General features: G+C 51.3%; 19 protein-coding genes and 2 other annotated features. Of the genes, 2 read left to right on the forward strand and 17 right to left on the reverse strand.

The genetic code is table 11. From position 1 onward, the window contains the following. Positions 1-50: 50 nt before the first annotated feature. The 6 genes from ACSZLD_RS00995 to zapA all read right to left on the reverse strand — a co-directional run bounded on the left by ACSZLD_RS00995 (position 51) and on the right by zapA (position 7,780). Entirely contained in the window at positions 51-1,739 is a 1,689-nt protein-coding gene (locus ACSZLD_RS00995; protein ID WP_444683991.1) for a long-chain-fatty-acid--CoA ligase, read from the reverse strand. 673 nt (positions 1,740-2,412) lie between these two features. Further along, positions 2,413-2,817, reverse strand: coding sequence for a DUF350 domain-containing protein (locus ACSZLD_RS01000; RefSeq protein WP_377910090.1), 405 nt, complete (start codon positions 2,815-2,817; stop codon positions 2,413-2,415). A gap of 7 nt (positions 2,818-2,824) precedes the next feature. Next, positions 2,825-5,182, reverse strand: a complete 2,358-nt coding sequence (locus ACSZLD_RS01005; RefSeq protein ID WP_444683992.1) for an endonuclease MutS2 — start codon at positions 5,180-5,182, stop codon at positions 2,825-2,827. Between the two features lie 12 nt (positions 5,183-5,194). Further along, entirely contained in the window at positions 5,195-6,901 is a 1,707-nt protein-coding gene (gene polX / locus ACSZLD_RS01010) for a DNA polymerase/3'-5' exonuclease PolX (RefSeq protein WP_444683993.1), read from the reverse strand. A 76-nt stretch (positions 6,902-6,977) separates the two neighbouring features. After that, positions 6,978-7,523, reverse strand: a complete 546-nt coding sequence (locus ACSZLD_RS01015) for a CvpA family protein (RefSeq protein ID WP_377910093.1) — start codon at positions 7,521-7,523, stop codon at positions 6,978-6,980. Continuing rightward, positions 7,520-7,780 carry a cell division protein ZapA gene (gene zapA, locus ACSZLD_RS01020; protein WP_377910094.1) on the reverse strand — a complete coding sequence of 87 codons (261 nt, stop codon included), beginning with the start codon at positions 7,778-7,780 and terminating at the stop codon, positions 7,520-7,522. Before zapA ends, ACSZLD_RS01015 begins: the two co-directional genes overlap by 4 nt. Before the next feature lie 142 nt (positions 7,781-7,922). Here zapA and rnhC point away from each other — a divergent pair, with 142 nt between their 5' ends. Continuing rightward, positions 7,923-8,855 (forward strand): ribonuclease HIII, encoded by a 933-nt coding sequence (gene rnhC, locus ACSZLD_RS01025; RefSeq protein WP_377910095.1) that lies wholly within the window; start codon positions 7,923-7,925, stop codon positions 8,853-8,855. Between the two features lie 106 nt (positions 8,856-8,961). Here rnhC and pheT read toward each other — a convergent pair whose 3' ends face one another. The 6 genes from pheT to ACSZLD_RS01055 all read right to left on the reverse strand — a co-directional run bounded on the left by pheT (position 8,962) and on the right by ACSZLD_RS01055 (position 16,451). Continuing rightward, the gene (pheT, locus tag ACSZLD_RS01030; protein WP_444683994.1) at positions 8,962-11,379 is read right to left on the reverse strand and encodes a phenylalanine--tRNA ligase subunit beta; all 2,418 of its coding nucleotides are present in this window, start codon (positions 11,377-11,379) and stop codon (positions 8,962-8,964) included. Between the two features lie 21 nt (positions 11,380-11,400). Next, positions 11,401-12,435, reverse strand: a complete 1,035-nt coding sequence (pheS, locus tag ACSZLD_RS01035; protein ID WP_377910097.1) for a phenylalanine--tRNA ligase subunit alpha — start codon at positions 12,433-12,435, stop codon at positions 11,401-11,403. A gap of 86 nt (positions 12,436-12,521) precedes the next feature. After that, positions 12,522-12,758, reverse strand: a binding site (T-box leader). Between the two features lie 54 nt (positions 12,759-12,812). Further along, positions 12,813-13,568, reverse strand: coding sequence for a TrmH family RNA methyltransferase (locus ACSZLD_RS01040; protein WP_377910099.1), 756 nt, complete (start codon positions 13,566-13,568; stop codon positions 12,813-12,815). A gap of 39 nt (positions 13,569-13,607) precedes the next feature. Continuing rightward, positions 13,608-14,429 carry a YitT family protein gene (locus tag ACSZLD_RS01045; RefSeq protein WP_377910100.1) on the reverse strand — a complete coding sequence of 274 codons (822 nt, stop codon included), beginning with the start codon at positions 14,427-14,429 and terminating at the stop codon, positions 13,608-13,610. Between the two features lie 352 nt (positions 14,430-14,781). Further along, positions 14,782-15,861 (reverse strand): M42 family metallopeptidase, encoded by a 1,080-nt coding sequence (locus tag ACSZLD_RS01050; protein WP_377910101.1) that lies wholly within the window; start codon positions 15,859-15,861, stop codon positions 14,782-14,784. 89 nt (positions 15,862-15,950) lie between these two features. Then, positions 15,951-16,451, reverse strand: a complete 501-nt coding sequence (locus tag ACSZLD_RS01055) for a dUTP diphosphatase (RefSeq protein WP_444683995.1) — start codon at positions 16,449-16,451, stop codon at positions 15,951-15,953. 204 nt (positions 16,452-16,655) lie between these two features. On the opposite strand from ACSZLD_RS01055, the gene ACSZLD_RS01060 reads away from it, so the two are divergent. Then, positions 16,656-17,072, forward strand: a complete 417-nt coding sequence (locus tag ACSZLD_RS01060) for a sigma-w pathway protein ysdB (protein WP_444683996.1) — start codon at positions 16,656-16,658, stop codon at positions 17,070-17,072. Positions 17,073-17,179: 107 nt separating this feature from the next. Here the strand turns inward: ACSZLD_RS01060 and ACSZLD_RS01065 are convergent, their stop codons facing one another. From ACSZLD_RS01065 to infC, 5 genes are all read right to left on the reverse strand, one after another. Beyond that, entirely contained in the window at positions 17,180-17,752 is a 573-nt protein-coding gene (locus ACSZLD_RS01065) for a TVP38/TMEM64 family protein (protein ID WP_377910104.1), read from the reverse strand. A 14-nt stretch (positions 17,753-17,766) separates the two neighbouring features. Then, positions 17,767-18,027, reverse strand: a complete 261-nt coding sequence (locus ACSZLD_RS01070) for a DUF1294 domain-containing protein (RefSeq protein WP_444683997.1) — start codon at positions 18,025-18,027, stop codon at positions 17,767-17,769. Positions 18,028-18,127: 100 nt separating this feature from the next. Further along, positions 18,128-18,484, reverse strand: coding sequence for a 50S ribosomal protein L20 (rplT, locus tag ACSZLD_RS01075; protein WP_168005324.1), 357 nt, complete (start codon positions 18,482-18,484; stop codon positions 18,128-18,130). 62 nt (positions 18,485-18,546) lie between these two features. Continuing rightward, positions 18,547-18,738, reverse strand: a complete 192-nt coding sequence (gene rpmI, locus ACSZLD_RS01080) for a 50S ribosomal protein L35 (protein ID WP_168005323.1) — start codon at positions 18,736-18,738, stop codon at positions 18,547-18,549. An 86-nt stretch (positions 18,739-18,824) separates the two neighbouring features. Continuing rightward, entirely contained in the window at positions 18,825-19,334 is a 510-nt protein-coding gene (gene infC / locus ACSZLD_RS01085) for a translation initiation factor IF-3 (RefSeq protein WP_377910106.1), read from the reverse strand. Between the two features lie 68 nt (positions 19,335-19,402). Continuing rightward, positions 19,403-19,521, reverse strand: a sequence feature (ribosomal protein L20 leader region). Between the last annotated feature and the right edge of the window lie 34 nt (positions 19,522-19,555).

Here is a 19,555-nt window from a genome sequence, read left to right on the forward strand (position 1 = left end):
CTCATTCACAGCAGTTCCGGAAGAGCAGAACTCCTCCGGAACCTGTCCGATCAGCTGTTGCGCTTTTCTTTTTCTTCTTCTACCAGAACGCGGCGCAGTATTTTACCGACCATCGTTTTTGGCAGTTCGTCACGGAACTCGTAATACTTTGGCAGCTTGAACGATGCCAGCTCCTGTCTGCAGTGTTCATCGAGATCCTCTTCCGACACCTGTGCTCCTTCTTTAAGCACGATAAATGCCTTGACCGTCTCCCCACGGTATGGATCTGGAACGCCGATAACGCAAGCTTCCTGAATCGCTTCATGCTCGTACAGCACTTCTTCCACTTCGCGCGGATAAATATTAAAGCCGCCCGCAATGATCATATCCTTTTTACGGTCTACGATATAGAAAAACCCTTCTTCATCCATGTAGCCCATATCGCCCGTTAGAAACCATTCCTCTCGGAAAGAGGCCTGCGTCGCTTCCGGCTGGTTCCAATAGCCCTTCATCACCTGCGGTCCTTTGATCATCAGCTCTCCCACTTCATTCGGGCGCGCATCCTCTCCCGTTTCAGCAGAGAGCACTTTCACATCGGTATCCGGCCACGGCACACCGATGGAGCCTTGCTTGCGTCGGCCCCAGATAAAGTTTGCGATGGCCACCGGAGAGGTTTCCGTCAGTCCGTATCCCTCTACCAGGCTTCCCCCTGAAAGCTCTTCAAACTTCGTCTGCACTTCCACCGGCAGCGGCGCTGATCCGCTGATGCACGCTTTAATAGAGGACAAATCATGCTTTTTCATATCCGGGTGGTTCAGCAGTCCGATATACATCGTCGGCGCTCCCGGATAGAGCGTTGCTTTATGCTTTTCAATCGATTTCAGAATGGCCTTCGGATCAAATTTCGGCATAATAATCATTTTAAACGCCATCCGGACGGCAAGGTTCATCACCGTCGTCATTCCATAGACATGGAAGAACGGCAGTGCAGCCATAATGACTTCTTCACCCGGCTTCATTTTGTACATCCAGTCCTCACACTGCTGCGTGTTGACGGTCAGGTTGTAATGAGTGAGCATGACACCTTTTGCGGGTCCGGTCGTCCCTCCCGTATACTGGAGCAGCGCCAGATCCTCCTTCGGATCAATCGACAGCTCAATCTCCTCCGCCTTTCCGTTGTCAATCAGCGACGTAAAGGACAAGAGCGTCTCCGAATACGTCAAATCGACCTTGATTCCAGTATTCTTCTTCTGGATAAACGGGTACACCATATTTTTCGGGAACGGCAGGTAATCTTTGATTCCGGTGACGATGATGTGCGTCAGCGGTGTCCGGTCTTTCACTTTCGCTACTCTCGGATAGACAAGGTCAAGACAGATCATTACTTTGGCGCCGGAGTCGATCATCTGGTGTTCGATTTCACGCTCAACGTACAGCGGATTCGTTTGTACGACGACTGCGCCTGCCAGCAGTGCCCCGTAATAGCTGATAACAGCCTGCGGCGTATTGGCAAGCATGATCGCAACTCGGTCTCCCTGCTCTACTCCAAGAGCGCGCAGTTCGTTCGCCAGCTTCAGTGCTTCCTCATAAACCGCCTTGTACGCCATTTCTTTCCCCATGAAATGAAACGCGACTTTATCAGGAAACTCATCGGCAGCACGCTTCAGATAACTCTGCAGCGTTTTTTCCTCGTACTGGATCGAATGCGGTATTTCCTGCGGATACGACTCCAGCCACGGCTTCTGCGTCAATGTAGTCATGATAGTTCCCTCCCTGTTTGTCTATCTTCTCCCTGTCAGCCGGACACTGACCGTATTCTGTTGTCACAGAATAGTCAAACATTCTCTCTTACTAATATTGTAATGAAAACGCATCCAAAAAGAAACAAGATTTCATAAATTCAGTCAAAAAAATGAATGAACACTCATTCTTTACCTGTAAAACTGCCCTGTTCCAGTCGGAAATGCGGCGTCCGTTTCGGAATCTGGTTCAGCCAAGACGTCAAAAAGAGCCTGCCATCCGTGTTGGATCACAGGCTCGAAAAGCTTTTCTGTCTGCATACAGCTGACTGCTCCCGCCTTCGAAAAGATGCGCTTCGGGACGAGGCCCCTGGTTTCTAACAGCTATTCTCTCGTTAAAAGCCATACGGAGCGCTTCAGCTTTAACAGAGAGACAAAGAAAGACGCTTTCACGCTCTGATCTGCTGCGGTGTGCGTGGCCTGTCAGAGTGCGGTCAGGAGTTGGAAGGCTCATCCTGAGAAAGAGCCGAATCAAGCTCCCGCCGGAAACAGAGGCCGTCATTCGATTGGCAGCGGCGGATTTTTTATCCGTTTCTTAAATAAAGAAGAGCCAGTAAATCACTCCGCCAAGCATAAACACGGCACAGAAAATCATCAATATTTTGGCAAGTCGTTCCATACTATTACCTCCGGATTAAATGGTTGCGCCGATGACGAAGGAGAGCGACACGGAGAGAACAAATGAAATGAGTCCCGCTGCCCGGTTGCCGGCAGACAGCTCCTCATCCACGTTAAATGCCGGTGTTAAGAACTCGTAAACAAAATAGACGAGCAGAAGCAGCATGAATCCGAACAACCCCCACCCGAGCATGTCCATCACAGAATCATTTGCTTCTATTGAATACCGAAAAATGTTCGCGATCCCGAATATTTTCCCCGACGATGCGAGTGCCACCGCTACATTTCCCCGTTTGATCTCCTCCCACGTCCGGTATTTAGTCACGAGTTCAAATACAACGAGCGAGAATACAATCGCCGCAGTCGTGAGGCTGTAAAGGCCTGCGGTATATACATATGGATGGCTGAACAAATCGGTCATCATACACCTACCTTAGCTGGGCGATCGTCACACCGGATCCGCCCTCACCCTGAGAGCCGAGCCGTGTTTCGCCGACATTTCGATGGGTTTTCAGCAGCTCCTCCACGCCTTTCCGGAGCGCACCGGTTCCTTTTCCGTGAATGATGGAAACTTGATGATAGCCTGCCAGCACGGCGTCGTCGAGATATTTTTCCACTTGCAGCATCGCGTCCTCGTACCGCTCGCCCCGCAGATCGAGCTCTGTTTTCACGTGTGCACTGCGGCCGCGTACGGCTGTCAGCGGCTTCGTTTCCACCTGCTTCGGCCGGCTCACATAAATCAGATTGTTCTTATTTACCTTCATTTTCATCATACCAAGCTGAACCGTAAACTCCTTGTCGTTTACTTTTTCAACGATGTGGCCCTTTTGATTAATGCTTTCTACCTTCACTTCATCCCCTGGCTGCAGCGTATCGACGGACGGTTTCGCCTTTTTCGGCTTCGGCTTAGGCTTCGCAATCTCCGGCTCTGCTTCTTCCAGATGCTTCTTCGCATCGATCAGCTGGTGTTCTTTGATCGATGGATTGTTTTTCTGCATCTCACGGAGCTCTCCGATGATCAGATCCGCTTCTTCGCGGGCCTGCTGCACGTAGCCTGATGCTTTATCCTGTGCGCTCTGCAAAAGGCGGTCCTTTTCTTCCTGCCAGCGGCTGACTTCTTCCTGCAGTTCCTGATGCAGCTCCTCCGCTTCCTGTCGAATAACTGCCGCCGCTTCCATCTCCTGCTCCGCTTTTTTACGGCTTTCCTCAAGCGACGTGATCATATTTTCCACTTTATTCGTTTCCGTGGAAATCTGGGCTTTCGCAGCATCAATAACCTCACGGCCCAAGCCGAGACGTTCCGAAATCGCAAATGCATTGCTTCGTCCTGGAACACCAATCAGCAGCCGGTATGTGGGGCGAAGGGTTTCTACGTTAAACTCCACGCTCGCGTTCATGACACCTTCCCGGTTATACGCATAGCCTTTCAGCTCACTGTAGTGCGTCGTTGCGATTGTTCTGGCACCGGTACTGTAAACAAAATCGAGAATGGAGATCGCAAGCGCCGCACCCTCAGTCGGATCGGTGCCTGCCCCGAGCTCGTCAAACAGGACAAGGGAATCGTGTCCGACGTTTTCTAAAATCGAGACGATATTCGTCATATGCGAGGAAAACGTACTAAGCGACTGCTCGATAGACTGCTCGTCGCCAATATCAGCAAACACGCTGCCAAAGACCGCAGCCTCAGATCCATCCGAACACGGTATTTGCAGGCCGGACTGCGCCATCAGCGTCAGGAGGCCTACCGTCTTCAGAGTGACTGTTTTTCCGCCTGTGTTCGGCCCCGTAATCACTAATGAGGTAAAGTCTGCACCGAGTTCAACATCAATCGGCACAATCTCCTCGTCTGCAATCAGCGGGTGACGTGCCTCTTTTAAGCGAAGCCTGCCGCTGTCATTCAGCTTTGGTTCGCTGGCCCGGATCGCCCGTGCATAAAAAGCTTTTGCGAACATAAAATCAATTTCTGTCATGATATCTGTGATGGCGCTCAGTTCATACGTATACCCGCTGACAGAAGCAGAAAGGGCCTGTAAAATGCGTTCAATCTCATACGCTTCTTTCGTCTTGGCCTCGCGCAGCTGATTGTTCGTCTGCACGACGCTCTCCGGTTCAATGAAGAGGGTCTGGCCGGACGCGGATTGATCGTGCACAATCCCTCCAAAATGGGACCGGTACTCTGCCTTCGCAGGAATCACGTACCGGTCATTCCGAATAGTCACAATGGCATCAGACAGCATTTTTCTGCCGGAAGCAGAGCGGGTGATTCCTTCCAGGCGGGACCGGACTGCCGATTCGTGAGAGCGGATCTGCTGGCGGATCGTGCGCAGCTCCGGACTTGCCGAATCGAGCACCCGGCCGTCATCATCGAGTGCCTGATTTATTTCGCGCTGCAGATCGGTCAGCGGTACAATATCTTCGGTAAGCTCCGGCAGCACGGTGAGCTCGATTTCATCCTCTGCCATTTGCTGAACAAACGACTTAAACGTTCTCGACGCGTATATCATCGATGCGATATCGTTCAGCTCAGAGGCATTCAGACTTCCACCGATTTCTGCACGCTTGATGGAAGCGCGGATGTCACGAATACCGCCAAGCGGTGCGTTTCCTTTTAAACGCAGCACCTTTCCTGCTTCTGCCGTTCGCTGCTGTCCCTTTTGAACCTCATCCAGACTGTAAGAAGGCTTCAGACTGCGGACACGCTGTTTGCCGAGCGACGATCCAGCGTGCGGAAGCAGCTGTTCTTTCATTTTGTCGTACTCCAACACTCGTAGAACGCGTTCCTGCATGTTTTTCTCTCCTTATGACTTTGTGCGGAACGTTTGAAGAAACGCCTTCAAGTCGTCTGCACTCCACGTATTAATGATCCTGTCTCGCGGTATTCCTGCCCGCCGCGCCGTTTTGACGCCGGACTCCATATCCTCCAGCATATCAAAGTGATGAGCATCTGTGTTGATCGCAATCCGCACGTCGGAATCCAGCAGCATGCGCAGATGCTCCGCAGACAAATCGAGCCTGCTCGGGTTCGCATTTACCTCCAGCACGGTGCCGGTCTCTGCAGCAAGCTCAATCAATCGCTTCATGTCCACTTTGTACCCGTCTCTTTTGCCAATTAGTCTTCCTGTCGGGTGTGCGATCATCGTCACGTATGGATTACGGCAAGCGGCCTCCAGGCGTTTCATGATTTCTTCCTCTGACTGCTGGAAAGACGAATGAATGGAGGCGATAACCATGTCTACGCCGCTAATGATATCATCTTCAAAATCAAGTGATCCGTCGGGCAGTATGTCCATTTCCGTCCCTGTAAAAATAAGAATATCTGCATTCGTGGAGCGTATTTCTTCATGCTGCCGGGCGAGTCTCTCTTCATTTAATCCGTTTGCTACACGCAGAAACTTCGAATGATCTGTGATGGCCATGTACGAGTAGCCTTTTGCGATACACGCTTCGGCCATTTCCTGAATCGACTGCGCTCCGTCACTCCACGTTGTATGCATATGGAGGTCACCCTTCACGTCTTCCAGAGCAACAAGGTCATCAAACGACTGTTCCAGTTCGTCTCTGCCTTCACGCTGTTCAGGCGGCACGTAAGGAAGATTGAAATGGGCAAAGAAGGCCTGCTCCGTATCAAACTGCTTGACGTTTCCGTCAGCATCCTCCACACCGTATTCGCTGATCTTTTCACCGCGCTCCTTTGCCAGCTGACGCATCAGGACGTTATGATCCTTCGACCCGGTAAAATGATGCAACGTCGTAGCAAAGGCACCGTCCTCTACAAGCCTGAAATCAACCGGTACGATCGTATCATCGTAGGAGAGTTCGACCGATATTTTCGTATCGCCGCTGCCGATCACGGCATGAATGTTTCCCAGTCCGAGCAGCAGCTCCTTAACGTCCTCCGGCTCTTCCGTACTGATAATGAAATCGAGGTCCTTTACCGTTTCCCGGCCTCTTCGAAAGCTGCCTGCAAGCTCATATCTGGTTACAGCATCAGCTGCCTGAAGCCGCGTTTGCAAATCATGCACGGCGCCCATCACTCCTGCAACCGGCAGCCTTTCCGGCCGTTTCCCCATATCCTCAACGGCGGCGAGGATTTTGTCCTGTGATTTCTTTCCGAAGCCGCTCAGCTCTTCCACCCTGCCTGCTTCACAGGCTTCCTTCAGTTCTGCTGCATTGGTTACCCCGAGCTCCCGGTAGAGGCGCCCGATCTTTTTACCGCCGAGGCCCTGCAGCTTCAACAACGGGATCAGACCTTCAGGGATGCTTTCCCGAAGCTCCTCCAGCAGCTCGGTCGTTCCTGTTTCGCGCAAATCGGTAATGATGCCTGCGGTCCCTTTGCCGATACCGGATAACGCCGCCGGATCGTCAAGCTCCTCCATGCTGCGCTCATCGCGTTCCAATGCCCCGGCAGCTTTACGATAAGCCGACACGCGAAACGCGTTCGCTCCTTCTACTTCTAAATAGACAGCAATCGTTTCAAGCGTTTTGATGATCTCTTTTTTATTCATAGTCGTATCCTCCCGGCATAAAAAAGTCCTGTTTCAGCTACGCTAGCGCAGAAAAACAGGCTCTTTAATCAGCGTATCAGTCCCAGCTTCCCTGGAGCCAAAGCTCACGAAGTTCATTGGAAACGATCGGTGTGTAGTAGAAAATCCATTGAGCAATAGATGATGACTGCAGAATTTCCTGCAGAAAATCGACCTGAATCAAAGCAGCCAGGTGGAGCAGGATCGTAATAATAATCAGACCCTCTACCAGTCCGAGCACCGCTCCGAGCCAGTTATTGAAAAAGTGCAGAATCGGCAGGTTCGCAATAAAATCGAACAGCGAACCAATGATCTGCGCAATGATTTTAACGACGATAAAAATAATGACAAATGCAATTCCGTTATAGTAAACCCGTTCTGTACCGAAAGCTTCATTTAACAATTCAAGTGAACTCTCAGACGGCAGCTGGGGAAATGGTATCCACAGTTGAATCATTTGTGCAAACGGCTCATAGTACAGCCATGCGACAATAAACGCCGCTGCCAGTCCTGCAATATGTACGATCTGCAGCATGAAACCCCGCCGGTAGCCGACAGAAAAACTTACGGCAAGCATTAGCAGTAAAAATAAACTCAAAATCATGTTGTCCCATCCTCGTCTTTCGTCTCATTCTCCTGCTGGCGCTTCAGCGATACGTATTCGTTGCTGATGTTCAATGCTGCCAGTACAGCCAGCTGTGTCGATGTCAGATAAGGATTGGACTCACGGAGCTGCTTCATTTTAGTATCAACCAGTTCGGAAGCTTCCCTTACGTGGTCTGATGATTCCTTTCCGATCACGGTATACGTTTGATTCGCTATTTTCACAATCGTACGGATTTTTTCCTCATCCTGTTCCACAATAGTCCCCCCTGACATGACAGCATAGACTACCTGTTATCATAACATGACAGAGGGACAGATGAAAAATAAATTCATGTGAATCAAGCACGGACCTTTCTGGTACAATCGAAAAGGTATCGCAATCAAGGAGGTTACATACATGGGACAGCAGGTCATCCAAGCAGACCGGCAGCTTTTGAACAGTATGGAAAAGCATTATGCCGGCTCGATTCAGTCACCGCCGCAGGGCGCTGTCTTTCAGGCGAAGACATCCGGCTGTACCGTTACAGCCTATAAGTCCGGCAAGGTACTATTTCAAGGCAAGCAGGCTGACGCCGAAGCGTCAAAGTGGGGCCGTTCTTCTGGAGGAGCGGTCCGCAAACGTCCGGCGCCTGCTTCGCACCGGTGGGCTCCGCCTGCTGATATTCGCTCTTTGTCTGTCATTGGAAGCGATGAAACCGGTACTGGAGATTACTTTGGTCCGATGACGGTCGTGGCCGTTCATTTAACGAGCGATCAGCTTCAACAGACCGAAGCGCTCGGCCTGCGTGATTCCAAAACGATTACCGATCCGGAAATCCGCCAGACCGCGCCAAAGCTATTGAAGCAATGCACATACAGTCTGACCATTTTACGCAACGAAAAATACAATGAGCTTCAGCAGCAGGGCATGAACCAAGGCCGGATGAAGGCTCTCCTTCACCACGAGGCGATCAAAGGCGTGATCCGGAAGCTCCAAGAAAGCAAAACACCCTACGACGGCGTGTTTATCGATCAGTTCGTCAAACCGGAAGGCTATTTTAACTATTTAAAGCAGAGCGGCAAGCAGTGGCCGGATTCGATTCCGATCTATTTTGCCACAAAAGCAGAAGATATGCACCCGGCTGTCGCAGCTGGCTCGATCCTCGCACGATATGCGTTCCTTCAGGAAATGGACAAGCTGGCGAAAAAGCTTGGCGTTCCGATTCCAAAAGGAGCAGGCCCGAAAGTCGACCAGGCCGCCCGCGACGTCCTGCGCCTGCACGGCGAAGATACGCTGCGCCAGTCCGTAAAATGGCACTTCTCCAATACGGACCGCGTCGTTCAGACGTAACGGACCGGATGAGCCTGGCGCATAAACCACCGGTAGTATTAACGAAGAGGGCTCTCCGCGTTGGAGAGCCCTCTTCGGCAGTTTATCATGATCAGCTGGTCGCGCGTTACTGCTGGCGCAGCTGAGCTCCAGCCTTCTGTTCCAGTGCGTCCAGCACGTTTTGGTGGACGGACGCTACATCTTCCTCGGTAAGCGTCTTGTCGCGGTCCAAGTAACGGAGCGAGAAGGCAGCTGATTTCTTTCCGGGAGCAATGTGCTCGCCTTCATACAAATCAAACAGATGCACCCGATCCAGCAGCGGCTGGCCGTTTTCCTTTATAATCCGCTCCAGTTCTGCTGCACTGACAGTTTGATCAACGACCAGTGCAATGTCTCGGTCGACAGACGGATAGCGCGGAATCGGGCGATAGCGAACCGTTTTTTCCTCTGCCTTCAGCAAGGCGTCGATGTCGAGCTCTACGACGTACGTTTCCGGGAGCGAGAACGCTTTTGCTGTATCCGGATGAAGCTGACCGATGACGCCTGCCGGACGATCATGGATCAGCACAGAAGCCGTACGCCCTGGATGCAATCCGCTTCGTTCCGCTTTTTCAAAGGAAACTTCCGCCTTCAGCTCCGCGAGCAGTCCTTCTACAACGCCTTTCACAACGAAAAAGTCGACCGGCTTCTTTTCTCCCTGCCACTCATGCGATTCCCACAAGCCTGTAAATGCACCGGCGAGATACGTTTTTTCTTCAGGCTGCTTCGTTACATCTGTTTCAGCCGTGTGAAACACAGAACCAAGCTCAAACAGCGATACGTTGTACAAATTCCGGTTGCGGTTGTGACTGAGCGCTTCCAGCAGATGCGGAATCAGCGTCGTGCGCAAGCTGCTTCGGTCCTCGCTCATCGGCAAAGCGACTGATACACGAGGCTCCTCTTTGCTGCGGAAGTGTGCTTCCTTTTCTGCTGTCGTCAACGAATAGCTTACTGCTTCGTGCATGCCCGCACTTTCCAAAAAGCGGCGGATGCGGCGCTTTCGCTTTTGTGCGACGGTAAGACCGCCTTTTGTCGACGGCGTATTCGGCAGTGTAACCGGGATGTTGTCATAGCCGTAAAGACGAGCCACTTCCTCCACGATATCCGGTTCGATGGAGATGTCCTGCCGCCGTGTCGGGACCGTCACGTGAAGGGTTCCTTTCTTTTCCTTCACAGGAAAGCGGAGCCGTTCCAGCACCGACGTCATCTCATCTGCTGACATGTCTGTGCCCAGTGAAGCATTGATCCGGTCTGCCTGAACATCGAGCTCCAGCTCATCGCGGTTCAGCGTATCGTGCTCCACCGGATCGGCTAACACGACACCGCCGGCCAGCTGCTGAATGAGAGAAGCGGCACGTTCGCCAGCGGCTGCTACGCGGTTCGGATCTACTCCTTTTTCAAAGCGGATGCTCGAGTCACTGCGGATGCCGAGATCCTTTTGGGCTTTCCGGACGGTTTCCGGCTTAAAGTAAGCCGATTCCAGAAGCAGGTTTTCCGAGGTTGCTTCCACCTCAGAGTCAGCTCCTCCCATGACCCCGGCAAGTGCCGTTGGGCGAGTACCGTTCGTGATGACGAGATGCTCGGCGCTCAGAGTCCGCTCCTCGCCGTCAAGCGTTGTCATCGTTTCATCCTGCTCAGCGCGGCGCACGACTACTTCATCCGAACCGAAGCGGTCAAAGTCGAACGCATGCAGCGGCTGCCCGTATTCAAGCAGCACGTAGTTCGTAATATCGACTACGTTATTCAGCGGGCGCACGCCGCTTGCCATCAGCGCGGTCTGCAGCCAGAGCGGGGATTCACTTACTTGGACACCGCGGATCATCGTAGCTCCGTAGTACGGGTTCCATTCATCTGCTTCCACTCTGACGTTGACGAATTCCTCGGTCCGGTCCTTTGCAGGCACAATGCGAGGCTCAGGCATGTAGACGTCGCGGTTGAGTACGGCAGCCGCTTCGTAAGCAGCTCCCAGATAGCTCAGGCAGTCCGACCGGTTCGGCGTAAGATCCAGCTCCAGCACTGTGTCATCTAGACCAAGCGGCTCCTTCGCATCTGTTCCTGGTACCACTTCTTCAGGGAAAACGAAAATGCCTTCGCTGTATTTCTTCGGCACTACTTTTCCTTCGAAGCCAAGCTCCTGCAGAGAACAGATCATTCCTTCTGAAACCTGCCCTCGCAGCTTAGCCCGCTTGATTTTCATCCCGCCAGGCAAACGGCCTCCGACACGGGCAACGGCCACAGACTGGCCTTCCGCCACGTTTGGAGCTCCGCATACGATCTGAACGGCTTCTTCTTCCCCGATATCAACCTGGCAGACCTTCAGCTTATCCGCATCCGGATGCTGCTCACAGGAAACGACTTTACCGACGACAAGGTTCGTAATGTCTGCTCCAAGCTCCTGAACGGCATCAACCTCGACACCGTGAAGCGTCAGTTCCTCAGCCAGTTTTTCCGGCGTAATGCCGGATAAATCCACATAATCACTCAGCCATTTATATGATAAAAGCACGCTGCTTCCTCCTTCGCTTTTCTATTCTCTGATAAACTGTTCCAAGAAACGGGTATCGTTCGTGTAAAAATGACGGATGTCGTCGATCCCGTATTTCAGCATTGCAAAACGCTCGACACCCATGCCGAATGCGAACCCGGAATAAACCTCCGGATCAAATCCGCCCATTTTCAGCACGTTCGGGTGCACCATACCGGAACCCAGAACCTCAATCCAGCCGGTTCCCTTGCACGTTCTGCAGCCTTTTCCGCCGCACATAGCGCAGGAAACGTCCAGCTCAGCAGACGGCTCTGTGAATGGAAAGAAGCTCGGACGAAGCCGCATGTCCCGGTCTTCTCCGAAATAACTTTTTACAAAGGCTTCAAACATGCCCTTCAGGTCACTCATACGGATGCCTTTATCGACAACAAGACCTTCAATCTGCATGAACTGATGGGAATGGGTCGCATCATCTTCGTCACGGCGATACACTTTACCAGGGCAGATGATCTTAACCGGCCCCTTGCCCTCATGCTTCTCCATCGTCCGTGTCTGCACGGGGGATGTCTGCGTTCTCAGCAGCAGATCCGGTGTGACAAAGAACGTGTCCTGCATATCTCGTGCCGGATGGTGCTTCGGCAGGTTCAGTGATTCAAAGTTGTAATAGTCGGTTTCCACTTCCGGTCCCTCTGCCACCTGAAAGCCCATGCCGGTAAAGATATCTTCAATCGTCTCCACCACTGACGTAAGCGGGTGACGTGCACCGCGCGCTACCGGTCTGCCGGGAAGCGTCACATCGATGCTTTCTTCTGCCAGCTGCTTTTGCACAGCAGCCGCCTGAAGCGTCTGCTCCTTCTCTTCAATAAGCTTTTGCACCGATTGACGCACTTCGTTGGCTTTTGCGCCGACGACCGGGCGCTCTTCGTTAGAAAGCTTTCCCATTCCTTTCATCACTTCTGTGATCGGGCCCTTTTTCCCCAGGTAAGAGATCCGTACCTGCTGCAGGGAATCAAGGTCCTGCGCTTCTGCTACTTTTACTACTGCTTCATCGTGCAGTTCCTGCAGACGTTCCAGCATACTGTCATTACCTCCTTCAAATATAAACCGCGTCATCCATTCTTGCATCGGGGTCCTGCCACGAAAAAAAGCCTTCCCGCCCCGGACCGAGGGACGAAAAGACTTCGCGGTACCACCCTAGTTAACAGAAGCAGCTGCTTCTGTTCTCTCAAACAGGAAGATAACGGTCTTCCTTCCGGGCTGCCTTTTCAGCTGATCAGCTTACTCCGGCACCAGCTCGGGAGTGAATTCAGCGGTTCTTTTCGAACAGTGCTTCCAGTCTTCGGCACTGTCTCCCTGGCAAAAAGATGAATCCGCTTACTGCTCTCCTTCATCGCGTTCAATGATTCGATCTGTAGTTCATTATATAAGGATCGGAGACGCTTTTCAATTGCTTTTTAATCTCCGCGCAAATGATAGATCAAAATGCCGGCTGCAGCTCCAACGTTCAGGGATTCTGCCTCCCCGTATATTGGAATGTACAAATTCTGATCCGTCTTCTCGAGCAGGGACGGCTCGACGCCTGCCCCTTCATTGCCCATCAGCAGCGCAAAGGATTCCTGCGGCTCTATCGCAGTGAATGTGCTGCCGTTCAAGCTTGTTCCAAAAACGGGAATGCCGTTCTCCCTGCAGCGATCCACCGCATCGTGCAGATCCATCTGCTGCACGTAAATATGAAAAATAGCACCCTGGGTGGAACGAACAACTTTTCCGTTAAATGGATCCGCGCAGCCCTCACCAAAAATGACGCCCTCCAGTCCTGCTGCTTCTGCAGTCCGGAGCATACTGCCCAGATTTCCGGGGTCCTGAATCCGGTCCAGCAGCAGATAGCGTCCAGACTCAAACACGATGTTTTCGAGCGCGGGCTTTTCGCAGACTGCAATCATTCCTTGAGGCGTCTCTGTTTCCGCCAGCTCCGTCATCACCCGCTCCGTCACGTAAACCAGCTCAATATGATCAATGAGCCAGCGCTTCGGGATTTCCCGGTCTTCCCGGATGATGATTTCTTTGACAGAAACTGCCGCTTTTAACGCTTCTTCAACAAGATGCTCGCCTTCTACGAGAAAGAGGCCGGAGCGGTCCCGCTCCCGTTTCTTTTGCAGTTTTTTCCATGCTTTAATTCGTGGATTCTGGACCGATGAGATAGCTTCCACCGGTACTCCCCCCTCTTGTATGCCGGCAGTGATACCGGACTAATCGTCTTTTCTGAAATTCCCCATCACCTGCATCGACTGACTGATGCTGACAAACGCATCCGGATCAATATCCTTCAGCACATTTCGGATTATTTCCAGCTCGTAGCGTGTGATCACCGTATAAAGCACTTTTTTCTCCTCACGGGAGTAAGCGCCCTGACCGTCAATCACGGTGATTCCTCTGACGAGATTTTCCAGCAGCGCACGCCGGAGCTCTTCCCCGTGGCTAGTGACAACCATGAGGTTCAGTTTCACGTGGCGGGTGTGAATCCGGTCAATGACAATTCCCGTAATGTAGATCGAGAGCATCGTATACAGCGCAAGCTCCCAGCCGAAGAAAAATCCGGAAAGGACAACGACGCCGGAGTTCAGCGCAAAAATCAGTCCGCCGAGCGGAATGTCCCATTTTTTAATGAGCAGGATTCCGATCACGTCAAAACCGCCTGTCGAACTGTAGTAGCGAATGATTAAACCGATGCCGACCCCTGTCAAGACGCCGCCCCAAACGGAAGAAAGCAGGGCGTCCTCCGTGATTTGCACAATCGGAATGTAGAGCATCGACACCGATGTAACCGCTACAGAGATAATACTGTTTATAATAAACTCTTTTCCGAGTTTCATCCAGCCCAAGATGACAATAGGAATGTTCAGGATGATAATCCAAAACCCTGTATTGACCGGTGTCATCAGCCCAAAGATCATGGCAACACCCGTTACGCCGCCCGTCAGGACTTCATGCGGCAGCAAAAACACGTTGAAGGCAAAACCGAGTAAAATGGATGCCGCGACAATAATAGATAGTTTAACAAAATAGTTCAACAGCGGGCTCCTTTCGTCCGAAGAGTAAACAACTCTCTGCATTATAGGGAAACAGACCCATCCCGTCAACATGAGATTGCATCGTCCTGCTATTCTGACGTCTCTTTCTTCTCCCAAGTTATGATTAATTGGTGTCCGGCACGTAAAAGCCTGCCTGTTAAAAGATTCGTTTCCAATATGTTTATAAAACATAAAAAGAAGCTTCTTTTCAATCCGGCGATTTAGCCTGAAGCTTCTACATCTGCCTTTTATTTAAAAAAATCAGGTGCAGGCCCAATTTCCTTCATAGAGCCAGCTGCCTGGTTGTATAAAAAACCTGCCCCCTTACCAGGGAGCAGGTTCACATTACTTATTACGAGAACGTAATCGTGTTGACGGTGTCGCGATCCAGCTTTTTAATCACTTCCACGATTAGCTTCACTGCGTTTTCAAAGTCATCCCGGTGCAGAATACCAGCATGTGTGTGAATGTAGCGTGTCGCGATCGTGATCGACAGGGCAGGCACTCCGTTCGCTGTTAAATGAATGGCTCCAGAGTCTGTTCCGCCTCCCGGGACCGAATCAAACTGGTACGGAATGTCAGCAGCATCTGCTGTATCCGTTACGAAATCACGCAGGCCTTTGTGCGAAATCATCGATGCATCATAGACGATGATCTGTGGACCTTCCCCCATTTTTGCAAGGGCGTCTTTGTCGGATACACCAGGTGTGTCACCTGCAATTCCCACGTCTACACCGAAGCCGATGTCCGGCTGAATCTGATTGGCAGACGTTTTTGCTCCGCGCAGGCCAACCTCTTCCTGCACGGTGCCAACACCATAGACGGTGTTTGGATGATCTTCGTCTTTCAAGCGGCGCAGCACTTCAATTGCTATCGCACAGCCGATGCGGTTATCCCACGCTTTAGCCATCAGGTACTTTTCGTTTTTCATCACCGTGAAATCACAAACCGGTACGACCGAATCGCCAGGGCGCACGCCGAAAGATTCTGCTTCTGCCCGGTCCTTGGCACCGATATCAATGAACATTTCCTTTTTATCAACCGACTTTTTTCGTGCTTCTGCCGGAAGAATGTGCGGAGGCTTCGAGCCGATGACACCTGGAATGTCGCCTTCCTTGGTCATGACAGTGACACGCTGAGCCAGCATCACCTGCTCCCACCAGCCGCCGACGCACTGAAATTTTAAAAAGCCGTTGTCATCAATATTTGTAATCATGAAGCCAATTTCATCGAGGTGGCCTGCCACCATGATTTTCGGCCCGTTTTGAACGCTTCCGTGTTTTTTCGCAATCAGGCTTCCGAGCTGATCCGTTTCGACTTCGTCCGCAAACGGTTCAATGTAGCGTTTCATGACGTCACGCGGCTCCCGTTCGTTACCTGGAACGCCGTTCGCGTCTGTCAGATCCTTCAGCATGCTGAGCATTTCATCCATGATCGATCATCCTCCTGTATTCCGTTAGTATGTACTCTAGTTCAGTATAGCGTTTTTCCGGCTTCGTCTCAATTCCTTCGTATATCGAATTAATAACCGTTTTCCTGCCGGGAATAATTCTCCTCGTTTTTTGCCTGATAGGCGAGAGTCACATCCTCCCACGAATATCCGAGCTGCCCTGCCAGATTCAAATAAGCGGAGAACAGCGCGCCGTACGTTTCAGCAGACGGCTCAATTCGCAGCAGAGATACAGCCGCGAACAGCTCCAGAAACGCTGCGGTCTGCTCTTTCTTATCCGCTTTTTCCTGTCCCAGGTCCACCTCATCGACCTCCGGGGACAGCGCAAGGGTATTACCGATTGACAGCAAAAAATGCAGGCCGTCTACATATTCTTCTAAAATCACACGGTCGTCAGAAGGGCCGCGGCTGCTCCAAAATTTAAAGCTGCGGACCTCATTGGCAAGCTCCCCCGCTTCCACAGAAAAAGCCAGCAGCTTCTCTTCAAATACGTCCTCCGGTTTGACCTGACGCTTTTCTTCAATATAACTGTCCAGCTCCTGCTGGCGTTTAAACAGCATCTGCAGATCCATATGTAACCGTCTCCTTTTTCTGCTCTTTTTCCCCTTGATACAGAGCCTTATTCACGTCTTTTAACAGGAAAATCAATGCATGATGAAACCTTCCCGCATGCTCTATCGTAACATAACAAGAGCTATTTCTTTACGTTTAAATCATCTGGCGTGTACGATAGATACAGATACTCTGGTACGACCTTGAGAGAAGGAGAGATTACCATGATGACCGTAATTCTTTTTCGGCTTTTTCTGCTTATCGCTGTCGGAATCATCGCCTTCAGTATCATTAAATATATAACCGATCCCACGCGCAAACTGGAAAGAGCCAGACGCAATCATGACTTTTACGTGCTTGACGACCCGGAAAACGTGCGGCGCCACCTTTTTATCACAACCCAGGGCGCCATGTTTGAAGGTGAAAAATTTCTCGGAACTGCCGATCAGTCAGTAGAAGTGACAACGATCGTCATCCAGGCCGAAAACCTCGATGAACTGCGGGGGATGATGCTCGCTGACTTTGAGACGATGGAAAAAGAGATTCTTGTCCGCTATCCGAAGGCATCGATCGAATGGGGCCTTCCGGTGCATGATATCATTAAGCGTCTGCGCAATCAGCAGAAGCAGTCCAAAACCTAAACCGTTACGACACCTTAAAAGGCACTCACCCGCAGTCAGGGATGAGTGCCTTTTTTGAGTGCTGTCGATGCGCTGCTTCTGATAATCGAAGGAAGAGAAGCCAACCATCATCCGGCCTTGCTCGTCGACGGGCGCATTGGATCAGGCCGCTCTTCCCGACGGCCTAAATAGAAAAAAGCGATTGCGAGAAGTCCGAGAATCGGCAGTGCATATATCCACGATAGTTCTACCAGAATATGCCCGAAGCCGGTAAACAGCATCGCCGGCAGAATAATGCCAAGCACGCTGTACGTCATGTAACGTCGAAAGGTGTTCGTCATCTCCATCAAGTAAAGTGACAGCAGATGAAAATGAATAAACGGGAGCATCCGTAAAATCATGACTTGTCCGATTGTCATCTGCCTGTCGTGAAACACTTTCTTTTTCAAACGAGCCACACGTTCGCGAAAACGGGGCATCTTCTGCACAACCGCATAAAAGGCGGCGGACATAAGGGCAAGACCGGCAATGGAGTAAAGGCTTCCCTGTACAAAACCAAAAAAGTACCCGCCGGCCATACAAACAATGACGACCGGAAGAAACAGGAATGGCCGGAACAGGTGCAGCAGCACAAAAATGATCGGCGCGAGCCATCCTGCCTGTTCAATGACTTGAAAAATCGTCGTTTCCAGTTCTTCCACGTTACCAGACTCCTTTACATCAGCATCCAGATCCAGAATCCAGCGTGGATCAGGACAGCAGCCGGCATACCGGCGCGAAAAACAAGCGTACGCGTTTTATGCCGGATAAGCCTTCCAGTCACGATCATCAGCGGCGCTGCTCCGGCAAATGCCCAAAGCAGCAGCGTCTTTTCCTGAATCCGCCACTTGCCGAGCCGGGCCTTTCGCTTATCCGCTGCAAAAAACGCAGCTCCAATTGCATTGACGGTGATATAATAGACCGCTGCTGTTATCATCCACACTGCCTCCATCATCGATATCCAAGCCCGCCATACAAAGCGCGGCGGCCATGAAAAAAGGCTGCCCGGCATAAGTGCGGGGCAGCCGACTGTTTCATTACTTCAGGTTTTCTTTCGCTTTTGCAGCAAGATCTGCAAACGCCTGCTCGTCGTTGATCGCGATATCAGCGAGCATTTTACGGTTCATGTCGATTCCTGCTGTCTTCAGACCGTGCATCAGACGGCTGTAGGAAAGACCATTCATGCGGGCTGCCGCATTGATTCGTGTAATCCACAGCTGACGGAAGTCACGCTTCTTCTGACGGCGGTCACGGTAGGCATACAGGTGAGATTTCATTACCTGATCCTGCGCGACGCGGAACAGACGGTGTTTGGAACCGTAATAACCTTTCGCTAGTTTTAATACTCTTTTACGACGACGACGGGATACATATCCGCCTTTTACTCGAGCCATCGTAATCCCTCCTCAAATGATATAGTTTCACGGGCTGCGCTGCAGCTTCCGTTATCTGTTCGTTACTTTACGAGCTCGTTGATGCGCTTCTGGTCGCCTTTAGAGACGAGAGCAGATTTACGGAGCTTACGCTTCTGCTTCTGGGACTTGTTTGCCGCCAGGTGGCTTGTGTAGCCGTGGCTGCGCTTAAGCTTGCCGGAACCTGTTCTTTTAAAACGTTTTGATGCACCGCTGTGCGTCTTCATCTTTGGCATGGTCAAACATCCTTTCCTGCTATAGAAATCGTTGTTGTCTCAAGGTGAAGCGGAAACGGTCGTGGGCTGAATCACAGGCCGCCGCTCTATTTTTCGTTTTCTTTATTTGGCGCAAGCACGAGGAACATGCTGCGGCCTTCCATCTTCGGCTTCTGTTCAATCGTCGCGAGATCCTTGCACTCATCGGCAAGACGGACGAGAACTTTGCGGCCGAGTTCGGAATGCGTAATGGCACGTCCGCGGAAGCGGATCGCAGCCTTTACTTTATCGCCTTTTTCAAGAAACTTTCGTGCATTGCGAAGCTTTGTGTTGAAATCATGTTCTTCGATGTTCGGGCTGAGTCGAACTTCTTTCAAGTTAATGATTTTCTGCTTCTTGCGCGCTTCTTTTTCTTTCTTCTGTTGCTCGAAGCGATACTTACCGTAGTCCATGATACGGCATACAGGCGGCTTTGCGTTCGGTGCTACCATCACAAGATCAAGGTCAGCATTGCGGGCCATGTCCAATGCTTCCTGCTTGGATTTCACACCGATCTGATCGCCGTTTGCACCAATCAGACGAACTTCACGGGCACGAATATTTTCGTTGACGAACATATCCTTACTAATATTGAGCCACCTCCATAATGTCTCGGAGCAAAGCAAGAGCTTTCACGTGTCGTGAAAGCAGAAAAAAAGCGTGGGCACACTTCGCCCACACTTCACCTATCGTAAAATAGATCCACGATAACCTGAACGTACTGATGACGAAACAGGTGAGAAGCGGGCGCTTCTTCTTGCTTTGGAGTCCGTATATTGTTCACCAGTACACTCTATCA

Source organism: Alkalicoccus luteus (genome assembly GCF_052061695.1).
Lineage (GTDB): Bacteria > Bacillota > Bacilli > Bacillales > Salisediminibacteriaceae > Alkalicoccus > Alkalicoccus luteus.